The sequence below is a fragment of the Conexibacter sp. CPCC 206217 genome (assembly GCF_030646165.1).
Taxonomy (GTDB): domain Bacteria; phylum Actinomycetota; class Thermoleophilia; order Solirubrobacterales; family Solirubrobacteraceae; genus Conexibacter.
Map to the genome: position 1 here is coordinate 35,729 of NZ_JAUTDO010000008.1, position 15,853 is coordinate 51,581.

General features: G+C 74.1%; 10 protein-coding genes. 6 read left to right on the forward strand and 4 right to left on the reverse strand.

Going from position 1 to position 15,853, the window contains the following annotated elements; all coding sequences use genetic code 11:
- Positions 1–30 precede the first annotated feature (30 nt).
- From ftsH to Q7L65_RS21220, 5 genes are all read left to right on the forward strand, one after another.
- Positions 31–2,109, forward strand: a complete 2,079-nt coding sequence (gene ftsH / locus Q7L65_RS21200; protein ID WP_304724266.1) for an ATP-dependent zinc metalloprotease FtsH — start codon at positions 31–33, stop codon at positions 2,107–2,109.
- On the forward strand, positions 2,109–3,758 hold the full coding sequence (locus tag Q7L65_RS21205; protein ID WP_304724268.1) for a hypothetical protein: 1,650 nt from the start codon (positions 2,109–2,111) through the stop codon (positions 3,756–3,758). Before ftsH ends, Q7L65_RS21205 begins: the two co-directional genes overlap by 1 nt.
- Positions 3,755–8,314: a hypothetical protein gene (locus Q7L65_RS21210; protein ID WP_304724269.1), complete on the forward strand. Its 4,560-nt coding sequence runs from the start codon at positions 3,755–3,757 to the stop codon at positions 8,312–8,314. The genes Q7L65_RS21205 and Q7L65_RS21210 overlap by 4 nt, the downstream gene beginning before the upstream one ends.
- Positions 8,311–9,090 carry a hypothetical protein gene (locus Q7L65_RS21215; RefSeq protein ID WP_304724271.1) on the forward strand — a complete coding sequence of 260 codons (780 nt, stop codon included), beginning with the start codon at positions 8,311–8,313 and terminating at the stop codon, positions 9,088–9,090. The genes Q7L65_RS21210 and Q7L65_RS21215 overlap by 4 nt, the downstream gene beginning before the upstream one ends.
- Before the next feature lie 191 nt (positions 9,091–9,281).
- On the forward strand, positions 9,282–10,193 hold the full coding sequence (locus Q7L65_RS21220) for a M15 family metallopeptidase (protein ID WP_304724273.1): 912 nt from the start codon (positions 9,282–9,284) through the stop codon (positions 10,191–10,193).
- 106 nt (positions 10,194–10,299) lie between these two features.
- Here Q7L65_RS21220 and Q7L65_RS21225 read toward each other — a convergent pair whose 3' ends face one another.
- The 4 genes from Q7L65_RS21225 to Q7L65_RS21240 all read right to left on the reverse strand — a co-directional run bounded on the left by Q7L65_RS21225 (position 10,300) and on the right by Q7L65_RS21240 (position 14,991).
- On the reverse strand, positions 10,300–11,556 hold the full coding sequence (locus Q7L65_RS21225) for an acyl-CoA dehydrogenase family protein (protein WP_304724275.1): 1,257 nt from the start codon (positions 11,554–11,556) through the stop codon (positions 10,300–10,302).
- 132 nt (positions 11,557–11,688) lie between these two features.
- Positions 11,689–13,089: an FAD-binding oxidoreductase gene (locus Q7L65_RS21230; RefSeq protein WP_304724277.1), complete on the reverse strand. Its 1,401-nt coding sequence runs from the start codon at positions 13,087–13,089 to the stop codon at positions 11,689–11,691.
- A 136-nt stretch (positions 13,090–13,225) separates the two neighbouring features.
- The gene (locus Q7L65_RS21235) at positions 13,226–13,831 is read right to left on the reverse strand and encodes a response regulator transcription factor (protein WP_304724278.1); all 606 of its coding nucleotides are present in this window, start codon (positions 13,829–13,831) and stop codon (positions 13,226–13,228) included.
- A complete protein-coding gene (locus tag Q7L65_RS21240) occupies positions 13,828–14,991 on the reverse strand; it encodes a sensor histidine kinase (RefSeq protein ID WP_304724280.1) in 1,164 nt (387 codons plus the stop codon). Before Q7L65_RS21240 ends, Q7L65_RS21235 begins: the two co-directional genes overlap by 4 nt.
- Positions 14,992–15,109: 118 nt before the next feature.
- Here Q7L65_RS21240 and map point away from each other — a divergent pair, with 118 nt between their 5' ends.
- The gene (map, locus tag Q7L65_RS21245) at positions 15,110–15,853 is read left to right on the forward strand and encodes a type I methionyl aminopeptidase (protein ID WP_304724282.1); all 744 of its coding nucleotides are present in this window, start codon (positions 15,110–15,112) and stop codon (positions 15,851–15,853) included.

Sequence of the window (15,853 nt, forward strand, 5' to 3'; positions counted from 1 at the left end):
TCCCCACACACAGAAGCGCAGGACCACCCAGTGACCGACGATCCGCAGGCACCTCAGCCGGACCCCAACAGCGACGAGCGCCCGCTCGGCACCAAGCGCGCGACGCGTGCTGACGCGCTGCCGAGAGCGAGAGTCCGCTCGGGCCTCGCGGAGAGACGCAATCCCGCCGCAGACGCGCTGCGCAACGGCGCCACGGCGATCCGCCGCTTCCTGCTGAGAGACGTCTTCGCGCTCGGTCTGATGATCGCCGCGCTCGTCATCGTCATCCTCTTCTTCACGCTGCTCGGGGCGACCAAGCCGTCGAGCAGCGGCGTCGGCATACCGCTCAGCCAGGTCTTCACGCTCGCCAGAGAGAGAGTCATCGTCGAGGCGACGCTGCTGGACCAGGACGCGCGCGTCCAGATCCACACCAGAGACGGCAGCGAGTTCTGGGCCGCCTACCCGAGCTCCGGCGCGCAGACCGCGACGCTCTCCTCCGCGCTCGACAGAGGCGGCGCGATCGTCGCCGTCAAGCAGCAGCCGGGCAAGGCGCAGGTGACGATCGTCGTGCAGTTCCTGCTGCCGATCCTGCTGCTCGTCTGCCTCTTCGCGCTGTTCATGCGGATCGGCCAGGACGGGGGCGCGGGCGGCATCGCCTCGTTCTCCAACTTCACCGGCAGAGGCAAGAAGAAGGGCAAGGGCACCGCTCACAAGGTCACGTTCGCCGACATCGCCGGCGTGCCCGAGGCCGTTGCCGAGCTGGCCGAGATTCGCGACTACCTCGCGGACCCCTCCAGATACCTCGACCTCGGCGCCGCGGCGCCGAAGGGCGTGCTGCTGGTCGGACCTCCCGGCACCGGCAAGACGCTGCTGGCGAAGGCCGTCGCCGGCGAGGCCGAGGCCGCCTTCTTCAGCCTCTCCGGCTCCGACTTCGTCGAGTCGCTCGTCGGGGTCGGCGCCGCCCGCGTGCGCGACCTGTTCGCGAAGGCGCGCAGAATGTCGCCCGCGATCATCTTCATCGACGAGTTCGACGCCGCCGGCCGCAAGCGCGGCGCCGGCATCGGCCAGGGCAACGACGAGCGCGAGCAGACGCTCAACCAGCTGCTCGTCGAGATGGACGGCTTCGGCGGCGACGGCGGCCTCGTCGTGATGGGCGCCACCAACCGCCCCGACATCCTCGACCCGGCCCTGCTGCGTCCGGGCCGCTTCGACCGCCAGATCACCGTCGACACGCCGGACGTCCACGGCCGCGGTGAGATCCTGCGCCTGCACGGCAACAAGCGCCCGATGGGCCCCGACACCGACCTCGACGAGATCGCGCGCCTGACGCCGGGCTTCTCCGGCGCCGAGCTGGCCAACGTCGTCAACGAGGCGGCGCTGCTGACCGTCCGCGCCGGCGAGCGTGAGATCACGCAGAAGGTACTGGAGGAGTCGATCGACCGCGTCGTCTCCGGCCCCGCCAAGAAGCACCTGCTGACCGAGCGCGAGCGCTGGATCATCTCGATCCACGAGGCGTCGCACGCCGTCGTGACGGAGGCGATGGGGACCGGCGCGACCGCGCGCAAGGTCTCGATCGTCGCCCGCGGCCGCACGCTCGGCACGGCCGCGCACATGCTCACCGATCGCGACCAGACGATCATGGAGGAGCAGGACCTGATCATGCAGCTGATCGCGATCCTCGCCGGCGCGGCCGGCGAGCGGATCGAGTTCGGCGGCCTCTCGACCGGCGTCCACGACGACCTCCACGAGGCGACTGCGATCGCCCGCTCGATGGTCACCAGCTTCGGCATGTCCGAGGAGCTCGGTCCGGTCACGATCGGCGAGAAGGCCGGCGAGGTCTTCCTCGGCGCCTCGCTGCAGGAGCTCGGCTCCGTCGGACCGAGAACGCTCGACGTCATCGACGAGGCGGTCGAGCGGCTCGTGAAGGACTCCGAGCTGGTCGCGCGCGGGATCCTGCGCCAGAGCATCGACGCCGTCCACGAGACCGCACAGGCGCTGCTCGTGCACGAGACGCTCTCCGGCGTCGCGCTGGAGGCCGTCCTCTCGACCGTCCCCAACGTCGAGCCGGAGGACTTCCCGCGGCTGCGCGAGCAGGAGCGCGGGAGCATGCCGGACCGCGATCGTCGCTGATGCGCCGCAGGCTGCTCTGCACCGTCGCCGCGTCGCTCGCCGGGCTCGCGCTGCTCATCACCGGCGCCGGCACGGCCGCACCCGCGGCGCAGGCGGCGTCGTGGCGGCTGGAGCAGCCGGCGCCGCCCGCCGGCTCGCCGTACAAGGTGCCGCTCGGCAGACCCGGCGACCTCTCCTGCATGTCGGCGACGCGCTGCCTGCTCGCCGTCGAGGGCAACGCGATCGTCCCGCGCGGCCTGTGGTTCTACGACGGCGCCGCGTGGCGCCAGCTGACGACGGTCTGCGGCGGCAGCGCCGACACGACGCGGATCGCCTGGGCCGGCACCGACGAGTTCTGGACGATCACAGAGCCCAGCCTTCCGCGCCGCGGCGGCGGCCTCGGCCTCTGCCACTTCCGCGACGGCCAGGTGATCGCCTCCTACTCGACGGCGCCTGACAGCGCCGACCCGTTCCGCACGCTGACCGCGGCCGCCTGCAGCGGCCCGAGCGACTGCTGGTTCGGCGGGGTCGCGGCCGAGGACCCCTCAGGCCAGCGCGCCGGCGGCTACCACCTGCACTGGGACGGGACGACGCTGACGTCGTTCTACGCGCCGCAGGGCCGCGGCGTCAGCGACATCGTCGCCGGCGCCGGGCGCTTCTACGAGACGACCTTCATCGGCGCGCAGCGCGAGGACCGCGACACCCCCGTCCAGCTCACGCAGCAGGAGGACTTCCCGTACACGATCCACGCGATCCAGGGCACCGCCTTCCGCAACGAGCGCTACGCGACGCTGCCGCCGCCGGGGCTGCGCCCCGGCAGCGCCGAGCTGCTGGCGACCGACGTCGCGTCCGGCAACACGCCCTGGTTCGTCGGCGGCGGCGCCGCCTCGGGACCGGTCGCGCCGGCCGACACGAACTCGCCGCGCCCGCCGCTGGCGGTGCGCCTGGAGAACGGCTTCTACCGCGACCTCTCGCTCGACCCCGCGCTGTTCGGCGAGCACGACCGCTTCACCGACGTCGCGGCCGTCCCGGGCGGCGGCGACGCGTGGGCGACGGTGCAGTCCTATCAGGAACGCGCCTCGACGACCGCGCGCGCCCGCGTCGTGCACATGCGGCCCGACGACAGCGCCGAGGTCGTGCGGCTGCCGGCCGGCGGCTCCGGCCGCGGCGCGGCCGCGAGAATCGAGTTCACCAGCGCCGACGAGGGCTGGATGGTCACGAACGCCGGCTGGATCTTCCACTTCACCGACGGCGCCCCGCGCGCCGCCGAGAGCGATCCGGCGTTCGCGAGACTGATCACCTACCGCCCCAACGAGTCGGTCGCGCAGGCGATCTCCGACACGCCGCCGGCGGACGACTCGCAGCTGTTCGCCCCGCCGGACGTCGAGCCGGAGCCCGAGGCCGTCGTCAGAGACCCGAGAACGGTCCGGCTGAAGGCGCTGATGTTCAGACTCAGCAAGCCGAGAGTCGACAGACGCCTGAGGCTGCACCTCACCTTCTCGCTGCGCCGCGTCGCGAGAGTGCAGCTGCAGGGACGCCGCAAGGGCAAGGTCGTCGCGCGCACGCGGCTGCGCAGACTGAAGCCGGGTCGCCACACGCTCGTCCTGCAGCTGAACCGCAGACGCTGGCCGGACAGACTCAGATTCGTCACGAAGGAACCGAAGCGATGACGTCGATCCGCGCCGCTCTCGCCGCCGTCCTGGCGGCGGCCGTCACGCTGCCCGCAGCCGTCGCCGCGCCCGCCCAGGCGGCCGGCACCGCCGCGCCCGTGCTCGGCCTCGCCGACCGCGACACCGTCGTGATGGGCGCCGCGCCCGCCGGTGCGGCAGGCGAGACCTGGGCCTACCGCAGACTCTCCGCCGACGTCCCGTCGTTCGGCGACCTGAGCGGTCCGCTCGCCTTCGGCGCGTTCACCGACAGGCTCAGCACCGGCGGTCAGCTCGTCTTCGAGCGGACCGACGACGCCACCGGCTACTGGTCGCCGGCGCAGACGCCCGTCGACGAGACCGGCGCGCCCTATCGCGGCCCCGACCCCAACGCGTCGACCGCGCGCATCACCGCGCACGGCGGCGGCGCGCTCGTCGGACGCGACGGCAAGCGCAGAAGCGGCCTGCAGGGCGTCGTGCTCGCACGCGACCCGGGCGGGCGCTTCACGGTCCTGCCGGCTCCGCCCGACGACGTCGCCGAGCCCGCCGACGACCTCTCCAGCCTGCCCGCGGAGACCGTGACGCCCGAGCAGGGCGCGGGTCACACCGCGATCGCCGCCTACGACGCCGACGGCAGAACGAACGTGCTGCTGCCGCTCGTCGGGCGTGACGTCGAGCAGGCCGTCGCGCACTGGGACGGGACCGCCTGGAGACGCGAGCCGATCGAGCTCCCGGCCGACTCGCCGGAGCTCTTCCACACGATCGCGATCGACGCGAGCTCTGCCGGCGACGCCTACCTGCTGGCGCAGACCGACCCGACCGCCGCCGACGGCTTCGTCCTCTTCCGACGCGTCCAGGACGACAGAGGCGCGCGCTGGCAGCAGCAGGACCTCGGCGCCGATGCTGCGCGCTTCGCCGCCCTCGGCACGCCCGCCGACGGGATCACCGCGGTCGGCGCGCTGGCCGGCGACGGTCAGCAGCCGCTGAGCGCGACCGCAAACGGCGTCTGGATGGACGGCACGATCAGACTCGACGACGGCAGCGAGAGCGACGTCACGCTGTGGTGGTCGTCCTCCGCGAGAAGCGTGACCGGCAGCTGGTGCGACGCGCACGGCCCCGACGGCGGCGCGCTCTGCACGAGCGAGCTCGGCTTCAGATTCGGCCGCCGCGCCGGCTACCGCTCGTTCGCGTTCGCCGGCGACGGCTTCGGCACGCGCGTCGTGACGAACCCGCTCGCGATCGGCGGCGACGACGCGACGAACCTCGGCACGTGGGCCCGCTTCGACGGCACGCGCTTCACACGCGAGCAGGGCGCCGGCCCCAACTTCGCGCCCAGCGGCGGCTTCAGCTCGGCCGACCACGGCTGGCTGCAGGGCCCGGTGCAGGTCTCCGAGACGCCTACGCCCGCGCGACTGGCGTCATGGCCGGTGTCGCTGCGCTCGCCGCTGCTGGACGTCGCGACCGAGCCCGGCGCGACGCCCGGCGCGCTCGACCGCGGCGCGCTCGCGGTCGGCGCCGACGGCGCCGTCGCACGCTACGCGCCCGGCGTCGGCTGGGAGCGCGAGTACCTGCTCAGCTCCACCGGCGCCGTCAACGCGTCCCTGTTGCGCGGCGTCGCGTGGCCCGAGGCCGGGCGCGCCTACGCCGTCGGCGACCTCGGCTCGATGTGGCTGTGGCGCAAGGAGACGGGCCTGTGGGAGCGGGACGCCGCCGCGCCGATCGCGTTCGACGGCAACCTGATGGGCGTCGGCTTCGACGCCGCCGACTCCCAGCGCGGCTACGCCGTCGGCCGTGACGGCGTGCTGCTGATGTACGGCAAGACGTGGGAGCAGCAGCCGCTGCCCGCCGGCTTCGAGAGAGCGGACTTCACCGACATCGCGTTCGCGGGCCGCCAGGCGCTCGTCGCGGCCGGCAGCGACGTGCTCGTCAACGACGGCGACGCCGCCGGCTGGCACGTCGACGCGGGCCTGCACGCGCTGATGGCGCAGGCGCCCGGCGGCGGGCGGATCGTGACCGTCGCGGGCCTCCCCGACGGCGGCGCGATCGCGGCCGGCCGCGGCATCGTCTACGAGCGCGACAGCGCCGCCGGCGCGTGGCGCATCGCGGCGTCGCCGCTGCCGGGGGTCTCCGTCGTCGCCGCGGCCGCGGTGCGCGCCGGTGCGCAGGTGCGCGCCGTCGTCGCCGTGGCGCCCAACGTCGACTGGCCCGTCGCCCCGATCCTGCCCGCGCCCGATCCCGAGGTCCCCGATGCGCTCGTGCCGCCGTTCCCGCTGGCGGCCGACGGCTACGTCCTGCGCGAGGTCGACGGCGGCTGGCGCGACGAGCAGCGCGAGGCGTACGCGGGCGTCGCCAACGACAAGCCGGAGAAGGCCGATCCGATCGCCGCGTTCGCGCTCGATCCGGCGAGCGGCGACGGCTGGGCCGTCGGCGGCTGGTCCGGCCAGGCCGACAACGCCGGCCGCGGCACCGGCGCCAGCGGCGCCGGCGCGACGGTGCGCGCGCGCGTGCAGACGTCCGCCGTCGAGCGCTACTCGCCGAACACGGTCCCGGCCGGACCCGGTGCGGAGACCGCGAGCCCGATAGGGCTCGACACCGCCACCGCGACCTTCGCCGTCGCCGGCCACGCGACCTGCGACGGCCCGTGCGCGCTGCTCGGCGGCGGCGTCGGGCCCGACCGCACCGTCAACGCGCTCACGAGCGCGCTCGGCGCGCTCGCGACACAGCCCGGCGCTCCGCGCGCGCTGCTCTACACCGGCGGCCGGATGCCCGTCACGTCGACGCTGCCGACGCAGCTCTCCGACGCCGCGCGGCTCGCGGGCATGCTGAGCTCGTCGCCCGTCCCGGTCTACGGCGCGGTCTCCGCGGCCGACTCGCTCGGCGACACGGCGCAGACGTTCCGCTCGGCGTTCGCGGGGCTGCCGTCGCCGTTCGGCACGGCCGCGACGCCGAGCGGCATCACGATCTTCGGCAGCGCCGACACGTCGCTGGGGACGCGCACGCACTACGCGTTCGACTCCGCCGGCGCCGCCGGCACCGTGCGCGTGATCGTGATCGACAACTCGCGCGGCTCGCTCGCCGCCTCGGACCCGTACCAGGTCCCGCAGGAGGAGCAGGAGCCGTGGCTGCGCGCCGCGCTCAGAGACGCGCGCGCGAGAGGGATCCCGGCGATCGTCGTCGGCAGCCGCGACCTCAACACGCGCTTCACGCCGCGCAGCAACGTCGCCGCCGACGGCGACGCGATCGCGCAGCTGCTGGTCGACGAGGGCGCCAGCGCCTACGTCTACGAGCGGCCCGAGGAGCAGCGCGTGACGCAGATCCCGGCCGGCGGCACGACGACGATCCCCGCCTTCGGCACCGGCACGCTCGGCTACCGCTCGCCGATCGCCAACGCGCAGCAGCCCGACCAGGCCGACGCGATCTTCGGCGACAGCGGCTACCTGCTGCTGAGCGTCGACGTCGCCGGACGCGACGCGACGACCAACCGCGCGCCGGTCAGAGTGCGGATGATCCCGCTGATCAAGCAGCTGGCGCTCGCCGCCGTCGACGGCACGCTGCTGCGGCGCAGCAGACCGGCGCTGTTCCAGGGGCTCGGCCGCCGCGCACTCGGCGGCGACCGCTGGGGTCCGATCTCGCCGGCCGACGGCAGCCCGAACCCGACCGGCGCCGACCCGTACCTGAGCTTCCCCGCGGCGCTCTGCCTGCAGGCGAACTGCTCGACGCGCGTGACGCCCGAGTACCGTTTCACCAGCTCGGACCCGGACATCGCGGACTTCGTCGCGGTCGACCCCAACACGACGAACCTGCGCAAGCCGTTGCAGGGTGCCGACGGCAAGACCGTGACGGACGCGACCTCGGGGCTGCTGTGCGCGTTCAACCCCGGCACGACGACGCTGACGGTCAGCGCCGGCGGCATGTCGTACTCGCAGGTCGTCACGGTGCAGGCCGGTTCGGTGCAGCAGCCGTGCGGCACGCGCCCGCTCGACCCCGCCCGCTTCAGAAACGTCACCGAGCCGACCGCGCCCGTGGCCGTGCCGCCGCCGGCGGCGCTGCCGCCCGCCGTCGCGCCGAGCCCGGCGCCGGCGCCTCCACCGCCGCCGCCGCCGGTGATCGCCCCGGTCATCCCGCCCCCGCCGACGCCGCCGAGAGCGCCGAGAGCGGCGAGACTGCCGCCGCCGGTGATCCCGTTCGTGCCGCCTGCGCTGGTGCCGGGCGAGATCCCATTGAAGCCGCCGACGCAGCGCCCGATCGTCGGCGTCTCGCCGCCGCCGCCCGCGACCAGCTTCACCGGTCCGACGCCGCCCGGCGGCGCGACGGTGCGCGTCTACGAGGAGAAGCGGGAGGAGGAGGTCGCGCCGGAGTCGTCGCAGGCCTTCGCCGCCTACAACCCGGACGAGCACTCGCCGCTCGCGCCCGCGCTGCTGGGCGTGGCGCTGCTGGCCGCGTTCGCCGGCACCGCGCTGACGCTCGGCGTCCGTCGCCGCGACCGCAACACCCCGCGCCGCGTGGCGCCCGCGACGGCCAACGGCCGCGCGCAGGCACGCGCCGAACAACGACACAGCCGCCACAGGAGGCGTCGATGATGGAACGACTGAACAGAAGCGCCGGCTTCGCCGCGCTCTTCGTCGCGCTGCTGGCGCTCGTACTGGCCGTGACGGTGCCCGCGCTCGCGCAGAAGGGCAGCGCGAGAAGAAAGACCGCCAAGAAGGCGGCGCCGGTGGTGAAGCTGGTGAAGGGCAAGATCCCGGCGAGATACCTGCCGGCGGTCGCGCGCGCCAAGCGCGCCGACCGCCTCGGGGCCGACGGCGCGACCTCCGAGACGCTGACCGGCAGCTGCTCGCCGGAGACCGTCGACCTCGGCACCTGGTGCCTCGCGTCGGCGCTGACGCCGCTCGAGGACGACGAGATCGGCAAGAACGACTACCTGTTCGCGACGCAGAAGTGCGTCGACCTCGGCGGCTGGCTGCCGACGGCCGCGCAGCTGCTCGGCGCCGCGCCGCGCGTGAAGCTGGCGGGCACGATCGACGACAGCCGGCTGACGGCGACGACCGACCTCGACCCGAGCGACGGCCTGAAGGACAGACGCGAGATGTCCTCGACGCTGATCACGACCGCCGCCGGCTCCTCCGCGGCCGGTTCGCAGGGCGTCACCGACGGCTCCAAGGGCGATCCCAAGCAGGGCGAGCCCGACCCGGTCCCGCTGCCCGCCAACCCGCTGCCGGAGACGACGCAGTACGTGACCGTCTACGACAACCACGACAAGGGCGGTTTCGCCGGCGGCAAGCCGGTCAGCCAGCCGGAGAACTTCCGCTGCGCGTTCAACAAGAGCGAGGGCGCGGCGCAGAGAGAGAGCAACTAGGACGGAGGCGGCGGCGCGCGCGGGTCGCGGCCGCGCGCGCCGCTGCGGCGATGAGCGGCGGCGCGCCACCGGCGTGAGCGCGTCATTCGGCGCGCGGCGCTACGCTGGACTGACGTCCGCGCGGGCTGCCGCCTCCGCGCCGCGTCCAGACTCAGCCGTCATGGGAGTGCCGTCTCGCGCGGGCGTTTGTCATGCGCACCTCCCGGACCCTCATCACGCTGCTGGTCGCGCTCGCCCTGATCGCGGCCCCGGTCGCCGCCAGCACGTTGGGGGGCGATCGAGCGCGACCTGAGCGCCGCGTCGCGAACGTGATCGCGGGCAGCGCGTCGCTGCCCGTCGCCGCGCCCGGCGAAGTCTCCGCGACGACGCCGTCGCGAGCTGCGCCCGCTCCGCTGTCCGCGCTGTCGCCCCCGCTGTTCACCGCGCCGTGGGCGACGCTCGTGCCGCCGCCGCTGGTTTCGCAGCGGCTCGACCCGGTGCTCGCGCGGCGCAATGCGGCGCGCGCCGCATTGCGCCGCGCGCTCGCCGCCGCGCGCCGCGACGACGCGGCTGTGCTGGTCGACAAGCGCCGTGCGCTGCCGGCGCGCTACGTGCCGCGGGATCTCGTCGTGCCGCGCGTGACCTTCCTCGCGGGCGTGCCGGAAGAGGGTCGGATGCTGCGCCGTCGTCCCGCGCGGGCGCTCGAGCGGCTGTTCGCCGCCGCGCGCCGCGACAAGGTCCCGCTGGCCGCCGTCTCCGGCTTCCGCTCCTACGGCTCTCAGCAGGCGCTCTTCTCCGGCTACGCGAGCGAACGCGGCACGGAGAACGCGTCGCACGTCAGCGCACGCGCCGGCCACAGCGAGCACCAGACCGGCCTCGCGGTCGACGTCTCGGGCGCCAACGGCCGCTGCGCCGCCGAGAGCTGCTTCGCCGGCACCCGCCCGGCCCGCTGGCTCGCCGCCCACGTCGCCCGCTACGGCTTCGTCGTCCGCTACCCGCGCGGCCGCGAGCAGACCACCGGTTACGAGTACGAGCCATGGCACCTGCGCTACGTCGGCCCCGCACTGGCCGCCACCGCCACGCGCACCGACCGCACGCTCGACGAGCTGCTGCGGCGGCGCTGACGCGCTCGCTCACTCAGCGTCCCCGCTGCGCCCGGCGGCCTCGCTCCTCCCGACGCGTCGACGTACCTGACACACGTACGTCTACACGCAGCTATGTGGGCACGACCTATCTGATCTGCACTCCCGAGATCGCACGGGCGATCACGAGGCGCTGGATTTCGGAGGTGCCCTCGAAGATCGTGTAGATCTTCGCGTCGCGGTGCATCCGCTCGACCGGGAACTCGCGCGTGTAGCCGTTGCCGCCGAGGATCTGGATCGCGCGCTCGGTCGCCCAGACGGCCACCTCGCCGGCCTTCAGCTTCGACATCGAGCCCTCCGCGTTTCTGAACGGGACCTGGTTGCGGCCCATCCAGGAGGCGCGCCAGACGAGCAGGCGGGCGGCGTCGATCTCCAGCTTCATGTCGGCGAGCGTGAACGCGATCGACTGGTTCTCGATGATCGCGCGGCCGAACTGTCTGCGCTCTCTCGCGTAGTCGAGCGCGTACTCGTAGGCCGCGCGGGCGATCCCGAGCGCCTGCGCGCCGACGGTCGGGCGCGACGCCTCGAACGTCGCCATCGCCGCCTGGCCGCGCGACTTCGTGCCCTCGCGCACGCGCGCCAGGCGCGCGTCGAGCTTCTCCTTGCCGCCCAGCAGGCAGGAGCCGGGGATGCGGCAGTCGTCGAGGAAGACGTCGGCCGTGTGCGACGCGCGCAGACCGTGCTTCTTGACCTTCGTGCCCATCACGAGCCCGGGCGTGTTCGGCGGGATCACGAACGACGCCTGGCCGCGCGAGCCCAGTTCGGGGTCGACGGAGGCGACGATCACGTGGACCGCGGCGATGCCGCCGTTGGTCGCCCACGCCTTCTGGCCGTTGAGGACCCACTCGTCCTTCGCGGCGTCGTACTTGGCGCGCGTGCGCAGGGCGGAGACGTCGGAGCCGGCGTCGGGCTCGGAGACGCAGAAGGCGGCGATTCTCGGGTCCTCGGCGGTGCCGAAGCACTGCGGGATCCACTCGCCGATCTGCTCGCCGGTGCCGTTGGCGACGATGCCCGCGGCGGCGAGACCGGAGCCCATGATCGCCATGCCGATGCCGGCGTCGCCCCAGAACAGCTCCTCGTTGACGATCGGCAGCGACAGCCCCGTCGGGTCGGCGAAGAACTGCGCGAGCCCCTCGAAGCCGTAGAGGCCGATCTTGGCGGCCTCTTGGATGATCGGCCAGGGCGTCTCCTCGCGCTCGTCCCACTCCGCGGCGGCGGGGCGCACGACGTCTCTCGCGAAGCCGTGCACCCAGTCGCGCACGTCCTTCTGGTCCTGCGTCAGCTCGAGCGAGAAGACGGGCTCGCCGGCGGCGGGCGCCTCCTGCACTTCCGTGATGGCTTCCATGGGGGGCCTGGTCCTCTTCCGAACTCGTACGTTCTGACAACCTGTCAAGCGGCAGGGTAGCGCCGCCTGCTGCTGCTCACGCAGGTTCCCGCCCGCGGCCGCCGCGCCCCTGCGACGGCCGCGAGCGTCAGCTCAGCCGGCCCACTCCTGCGCGATTGGCCGGCCGAAGCGGAAGCGGTCGTCGGGGTCGTAGCGGTGCTTCAGCGCGGCCAGCCGCGGCAGCGCCTCCGGCGCGTACGCCTGCGCGAGCCGCGCCGGCGTGAGCGGCTCCAGTTCGCCGAGGAAGCTCGGCAGCGGTCCGCCGACGACGTGCGGGGCGAGCGCGTCGGCCAGGCCTCTCAGCGCGGCGCGGACGGGCTCGCCGGCCGGGCCGGGCGGCGCCACCGTCTCGACGTGGAAGAGCGCGTCGCCGGCCGGTCGGGCGATCGGACCGTCCACGCCCGCGCGCGCGAGCGCACCGCCGAGGTGGCGCACCTCGACCATCGAGAACGGCTGCTCGCCGACCGCGGTGCCGGCCAGCAGCGCCTGCACCTCGGGTGTCAGCCCGGCGACGACGTCGGAGTGGCCGGCCGCCGGCATCGGGTCGACGGGATCCATCACGACCTCGCCGAGGCCGCCGATCTCGATCGGCCGCATCATGTCCGCGACCGGCTCGCCGAGCGCGCGGATCGGCGCCAGCAGCTCCTGCGCGCGCGCCGGATCGGCCTCGACGCAGGCGCTGACGACGGTGACCGTGCGCCCGCGCAGCGGCTCCGGCACGATCGGCAACGGCGGGATCCGCAGCACGCAGATCGCGCTGGAGACCTCCTCCGGGACCGTCGCGATCCAGTCCGCGTAGGCGGCGATCGTCTCGGTTGCACGCTCGCCGGGGTACATCACCATGCCGCCGAACAGCGCCGGCGCTTCGATCAGCGCCAGCTCCAGCGCGACGACAGCGCCGAAGTTGGAGGCGCCGCCGCGCAGCGCCCAGAACAGGTCCGGCTCGCTCTCGGACGTGACGCGCAGGCGCGTCGCGTCGGGCAGCACGACGTCGATCGCGCGCACGCTGTCGACCGCCAGCCCGTGCTTGCGCGAGAAGTGGCCGAGCCCGCCGAGCAGCGTGTAGCCGACGACGCCGACGTTCGGGCTGGAGCCGACCAGCGGCGCGAGGCCGTGCGGCGCGACGTGGGGCAGCACGTCGCTCCATCTCGCGCCGGCGCCGATCCGCGCGGTCCGCGTCGCGGGGTCGACCTCGACGTCGAGCAGCCTGCCGGTGCGCACGAGCAGGCCGCCGTCGGCCGTGTGCGCGGCACCGTGGCCGGTCGACTGGACAGCGACGGCCAGCCCGCGGTCGCGCGCGAACGCGAGCGCCGCGACGACGTCGTCGGCGCTCGCCGCCTCGACGACGAGGGCGGGCCGCTGGTCGAACGTCAGGTTCCAGCTCGCGCGCAGCGCGTCGTAGCCGGGGTCGGCCGCCGTCGCGACGGCACCGGCGATCTGCGCGCGCAGCGCGTCGACGTCGGCGGCCTCGGGGAGGTTGAGTGCGGAGGACATGGACGGGACCGTACGTGTTCGGCAGGCGGCTGTACATCGGGAAAACCCCCTGGCCGATTCCCTGCCCACGAGCCCCGAGGCGCGTGGACCCGGAGGCGACGCCGGCGGCGCGACGCGGCTCCCGCCCCGGCACCCGTTACAGCCAGCCGCGCTCCTCGGCGGTCCGGATCGCCTCGATCCGGCTGCCGGCGCCGAGCTTGCGCATGATCGCGGAGAGGTGGTTGCGGGCGGTGCCGTGGGAGAGGTGCAGCGCGTCCGCCAGCTCGGCGATCGTGCCCTCCGTGCGGGCGGCGGCGAGCACCTCGCGCTCGCGCGCGGTCAGGGGGTTCTCGCCGGCGCTCAGCGCGGCGGCGGCGAGGCCGGGGTCGACGATTCGCTCGCCCGCGACGGCGCGGCGGATCGCGGCCGCCAGCTCGCTCGCGGGCGCGTCCTTCAGCATGAAGCCGGCGGCGCCGTTCTCCATCGCCCGCCGCAGGTAGCCGGGGCGCCCGAACGTCGTCAGGATCACGGCGCGGCACGACGGCAGCGCGGTGTGCAGCGCGGCGGCGGCGTCGAGCCCCGTCATGCCCGGCATCTCGATGTCGAGCAGGGCGACGTCGGGCCGGCTCGTCGCGGCCGCCGCGACGACCTCGTCGCCGCGCCCGACCTCGGCGACGACGACGATGTCGTCCTCCAGGCCGAGCAGGCTCGCGAGCGCCCCGCGCACCATCGCCTGGTCCTCCGCGAGCAGCACACGGATCATTGGGCGGCTGCTTCCAACGGCACCGTCACGCGCAGGCTGAAGCCGCCCTCGGGGAGGGCGCCGGCGTCGATCCGGCCGGCCAGCTGCGCCGCGCGCTCGCGCAGGCCGTCGAGGCCGTTGCCGCTGATGCTCGGCGCGCCGCTGTTGACGCCGCGCCCGTCGTCGCTGATCTCCGCGCTCGCGAGGCCGTCGCCGTTGGGCGGCGAGATCGCGATCTGGCAGTGGCGCGCGCCGCTGTGGCGGATCACGTTCGTCGTGCCCTCGCGCACCGTCCACGCCAGCAGCGCCTCGACCTCGGTCGGCAGCCCGTCGTCGTCGGGGCGCCGCAAGCGCAGCTCGATGCCGGCCGCGTCGAGCGCCATCCGCGCGCCGGCCAGCTCGCCCGTGAGCGTCGGTCTGCGGTAGCCGCTGACGGTCTCGCGCACCTCGCCGAGCGCGTCGCGTGCGACCTGCTCCAGCTCGCGCACGTGGCGCTGGGCCTCCTCGCCGCGCTCGGGCAGCAGCCGCCCCGCCAGCTCCGCCTTCAGCGTGATCACGGAGAGGCTGTGGCCGAGCACGTCGTGGAGGTCGCGCGCGAACCGTTCGCGCTCCGCCTCGACGGCCAGCTCGCCGATCCGGATCCGCGCCGACTCGAGCTGCCGGTTGGCGTTGATCAACCGGCCCATCGCGAGCATCAGCGCGCCGACGCCGAGCGTGCTGATCCCGTACGACAGCGACGTGCCGGCGCCCTCGTGCCAGTTGAGCCCGATCGCCAGCACGACGAACGCGATCAGCAGCGGTCCGGCCTGCTGCGGCGGCAGGTGGATGCCGGACAGCACCGAGACGTAGGTGAAGAGGATCGCCCAGGAGGGCGCGACGAACAGCGTCAGCACGATCCCGACGAGCGTGATCGTCGCGATGCACGGGTACAGCCGCCGCGGCGGCTGGCAGCCGGCCGGTCCGGCGACGCCGAGCAGGTAGGCGAACGCCGCCGCGACGAACAGGACGAACGCGAGCACCGCTCTCCACGCCGCCGGGTCGGACGTCGCGGTGTCGACGATCGGGATCGCCAGCCACGCCATCCCCATCAGCACCCCGAAGAGGTGTCTGCCGCGGCCCTCGACGGCCCCCGGCTCGTGGAACGGGCCGCCCTCGGCGGACAGTGGGAACGGCTTGGGCATCTCGATCGATCAAACTACGCGAGCACCGCCGCACGCGAAAGTGGCGTGCGTCAGGACATCGCCATGACATCTGTCACGGGTCCGGGGAAGGATTCCCACCCCCTGCGATAATCGACCCATGTCGATCGACTCGCCCGAGGATCTCGCCGGCCTGAAGGCGGCCGGCGCCGTCGTCGCCGCAACGCTGAAGGAGTGCCGCCGCGCCGTGCGCGCCGGGATCACGACCGCTGATCTCGACGCCGTCGCGGGGCGCGTGTTCGCGCGCATGGGCGCGCGCTCGGGCCCGCAGCTGACGTACGACTTCCCGGGCGTGATCTGCATCTCGGTCAACGACCAGGTCGTCCACGGCGTGCCCGGCTCGCGGCGCCTGCGCGACGGCGACATCGTCAAGGTCGACGTCACCGCCGAGCTGAACGGCTACTACAGCGACGCGTGCATCACGGTGCCGGTCGGCAGAGTCAAGCCGGCCAGCGGGCGTCTGGCAGCGGCCTCGCAGGCGGCGCTGCTGAAGGGGATCGACGCGGCGCGCGCCGGCGCACCGCGCAACGCGATCGGCGCCGCCGTCGAGGCCGAGGTGACCAAGCGCGGCTTCCACGTGATCCGCGAGCTGACCGGCCACGGGATCGGCCGCGGCCTGCACGAGAAGCCCGACGTGCTCAACTGGTGCGACCCGCTCGACGACGAGCCGCTGACGGAGGGGCTCGTGATCACGATCGAGCCGATGATCTCGGCCGGCTCGACCGAGCTGGAGGAGCTCGAGGACGGCTGGACGCTCGTGACGCAGGACGGCGCCCGCTCGGCGCACTTCGAGCACACGCTCGTGATCCGGCGCGACCAGCCGGCGCTCGTGCTGACCGCCTGA

Bases quoted from the DNA above. Each gene is read 5' to 3' on its own strand.
- Q7L65_RS21225 (WP_304724275.1), bottom strand. From the start codon at position 11,556: ATGGAAGCCATCACGGAAGTGCAGGAGGCGCCCGCCGCCGGCGAGCCC.
- Q7L65_RS21215 (WP_304724271.1), top strand. From the start codon at position 8,311: ATGATGGAACGACTGAACAGAAGCGCCGGCTTCGCCGCGCTCTTCGTC.
- Q7L65_RS21220 (WP_304724273.1), top strand. From the start codon at position 9,282: ATGCGCACCTCCCGGACCCTCATCACGCTGCTGGTCGCGCTCGCCCTG.
- Q7L65_RS21240 (WP_304724280.1), bottom strand. From the start codon at position 14,991: ATGCCCAAGCCGTTCCCACTGTCCGCCGAGGGCGGCCCGTTCCACGAG.
- Q7L65_RS21210 (WP_304724269.1), top strand. From the start codon at position 3,755: ATGACGTCGATCCGCGCCGCTCTCGCCGCCGTCCTGGCGGCGGCCGTC.
- Q7L65_RS21235 (WP_304724278.1), bottom strand. From the start codon at position 13,831: ATGATCCGTGTGCTGCTCGCGGAGGACCAGGCGATGGTGCGCGGGGCG.
- Q7L65_RS21230 (WP_304724277.1), bottom strand. From the start codon at position 13,089: ATGTCCTCCGCACTCAACCTCCCCGAGGCCGCCGACGTCGACGCGCTG.
- map (WP_304724282.1), top strand. From the start codon at position 15,110: ATGTCGATCGACTCGCCCGAGGATCTCGCCGGCCTGAAGGCGGCCGGC.
- Q7L65_RS21205 (WP_304724268.1), top strand. From the start codon at position 2,109: ATGCGCCGCAGGCTGCTCTGCACCGTCGCCGCGTCGCTCGCCGGGCTC.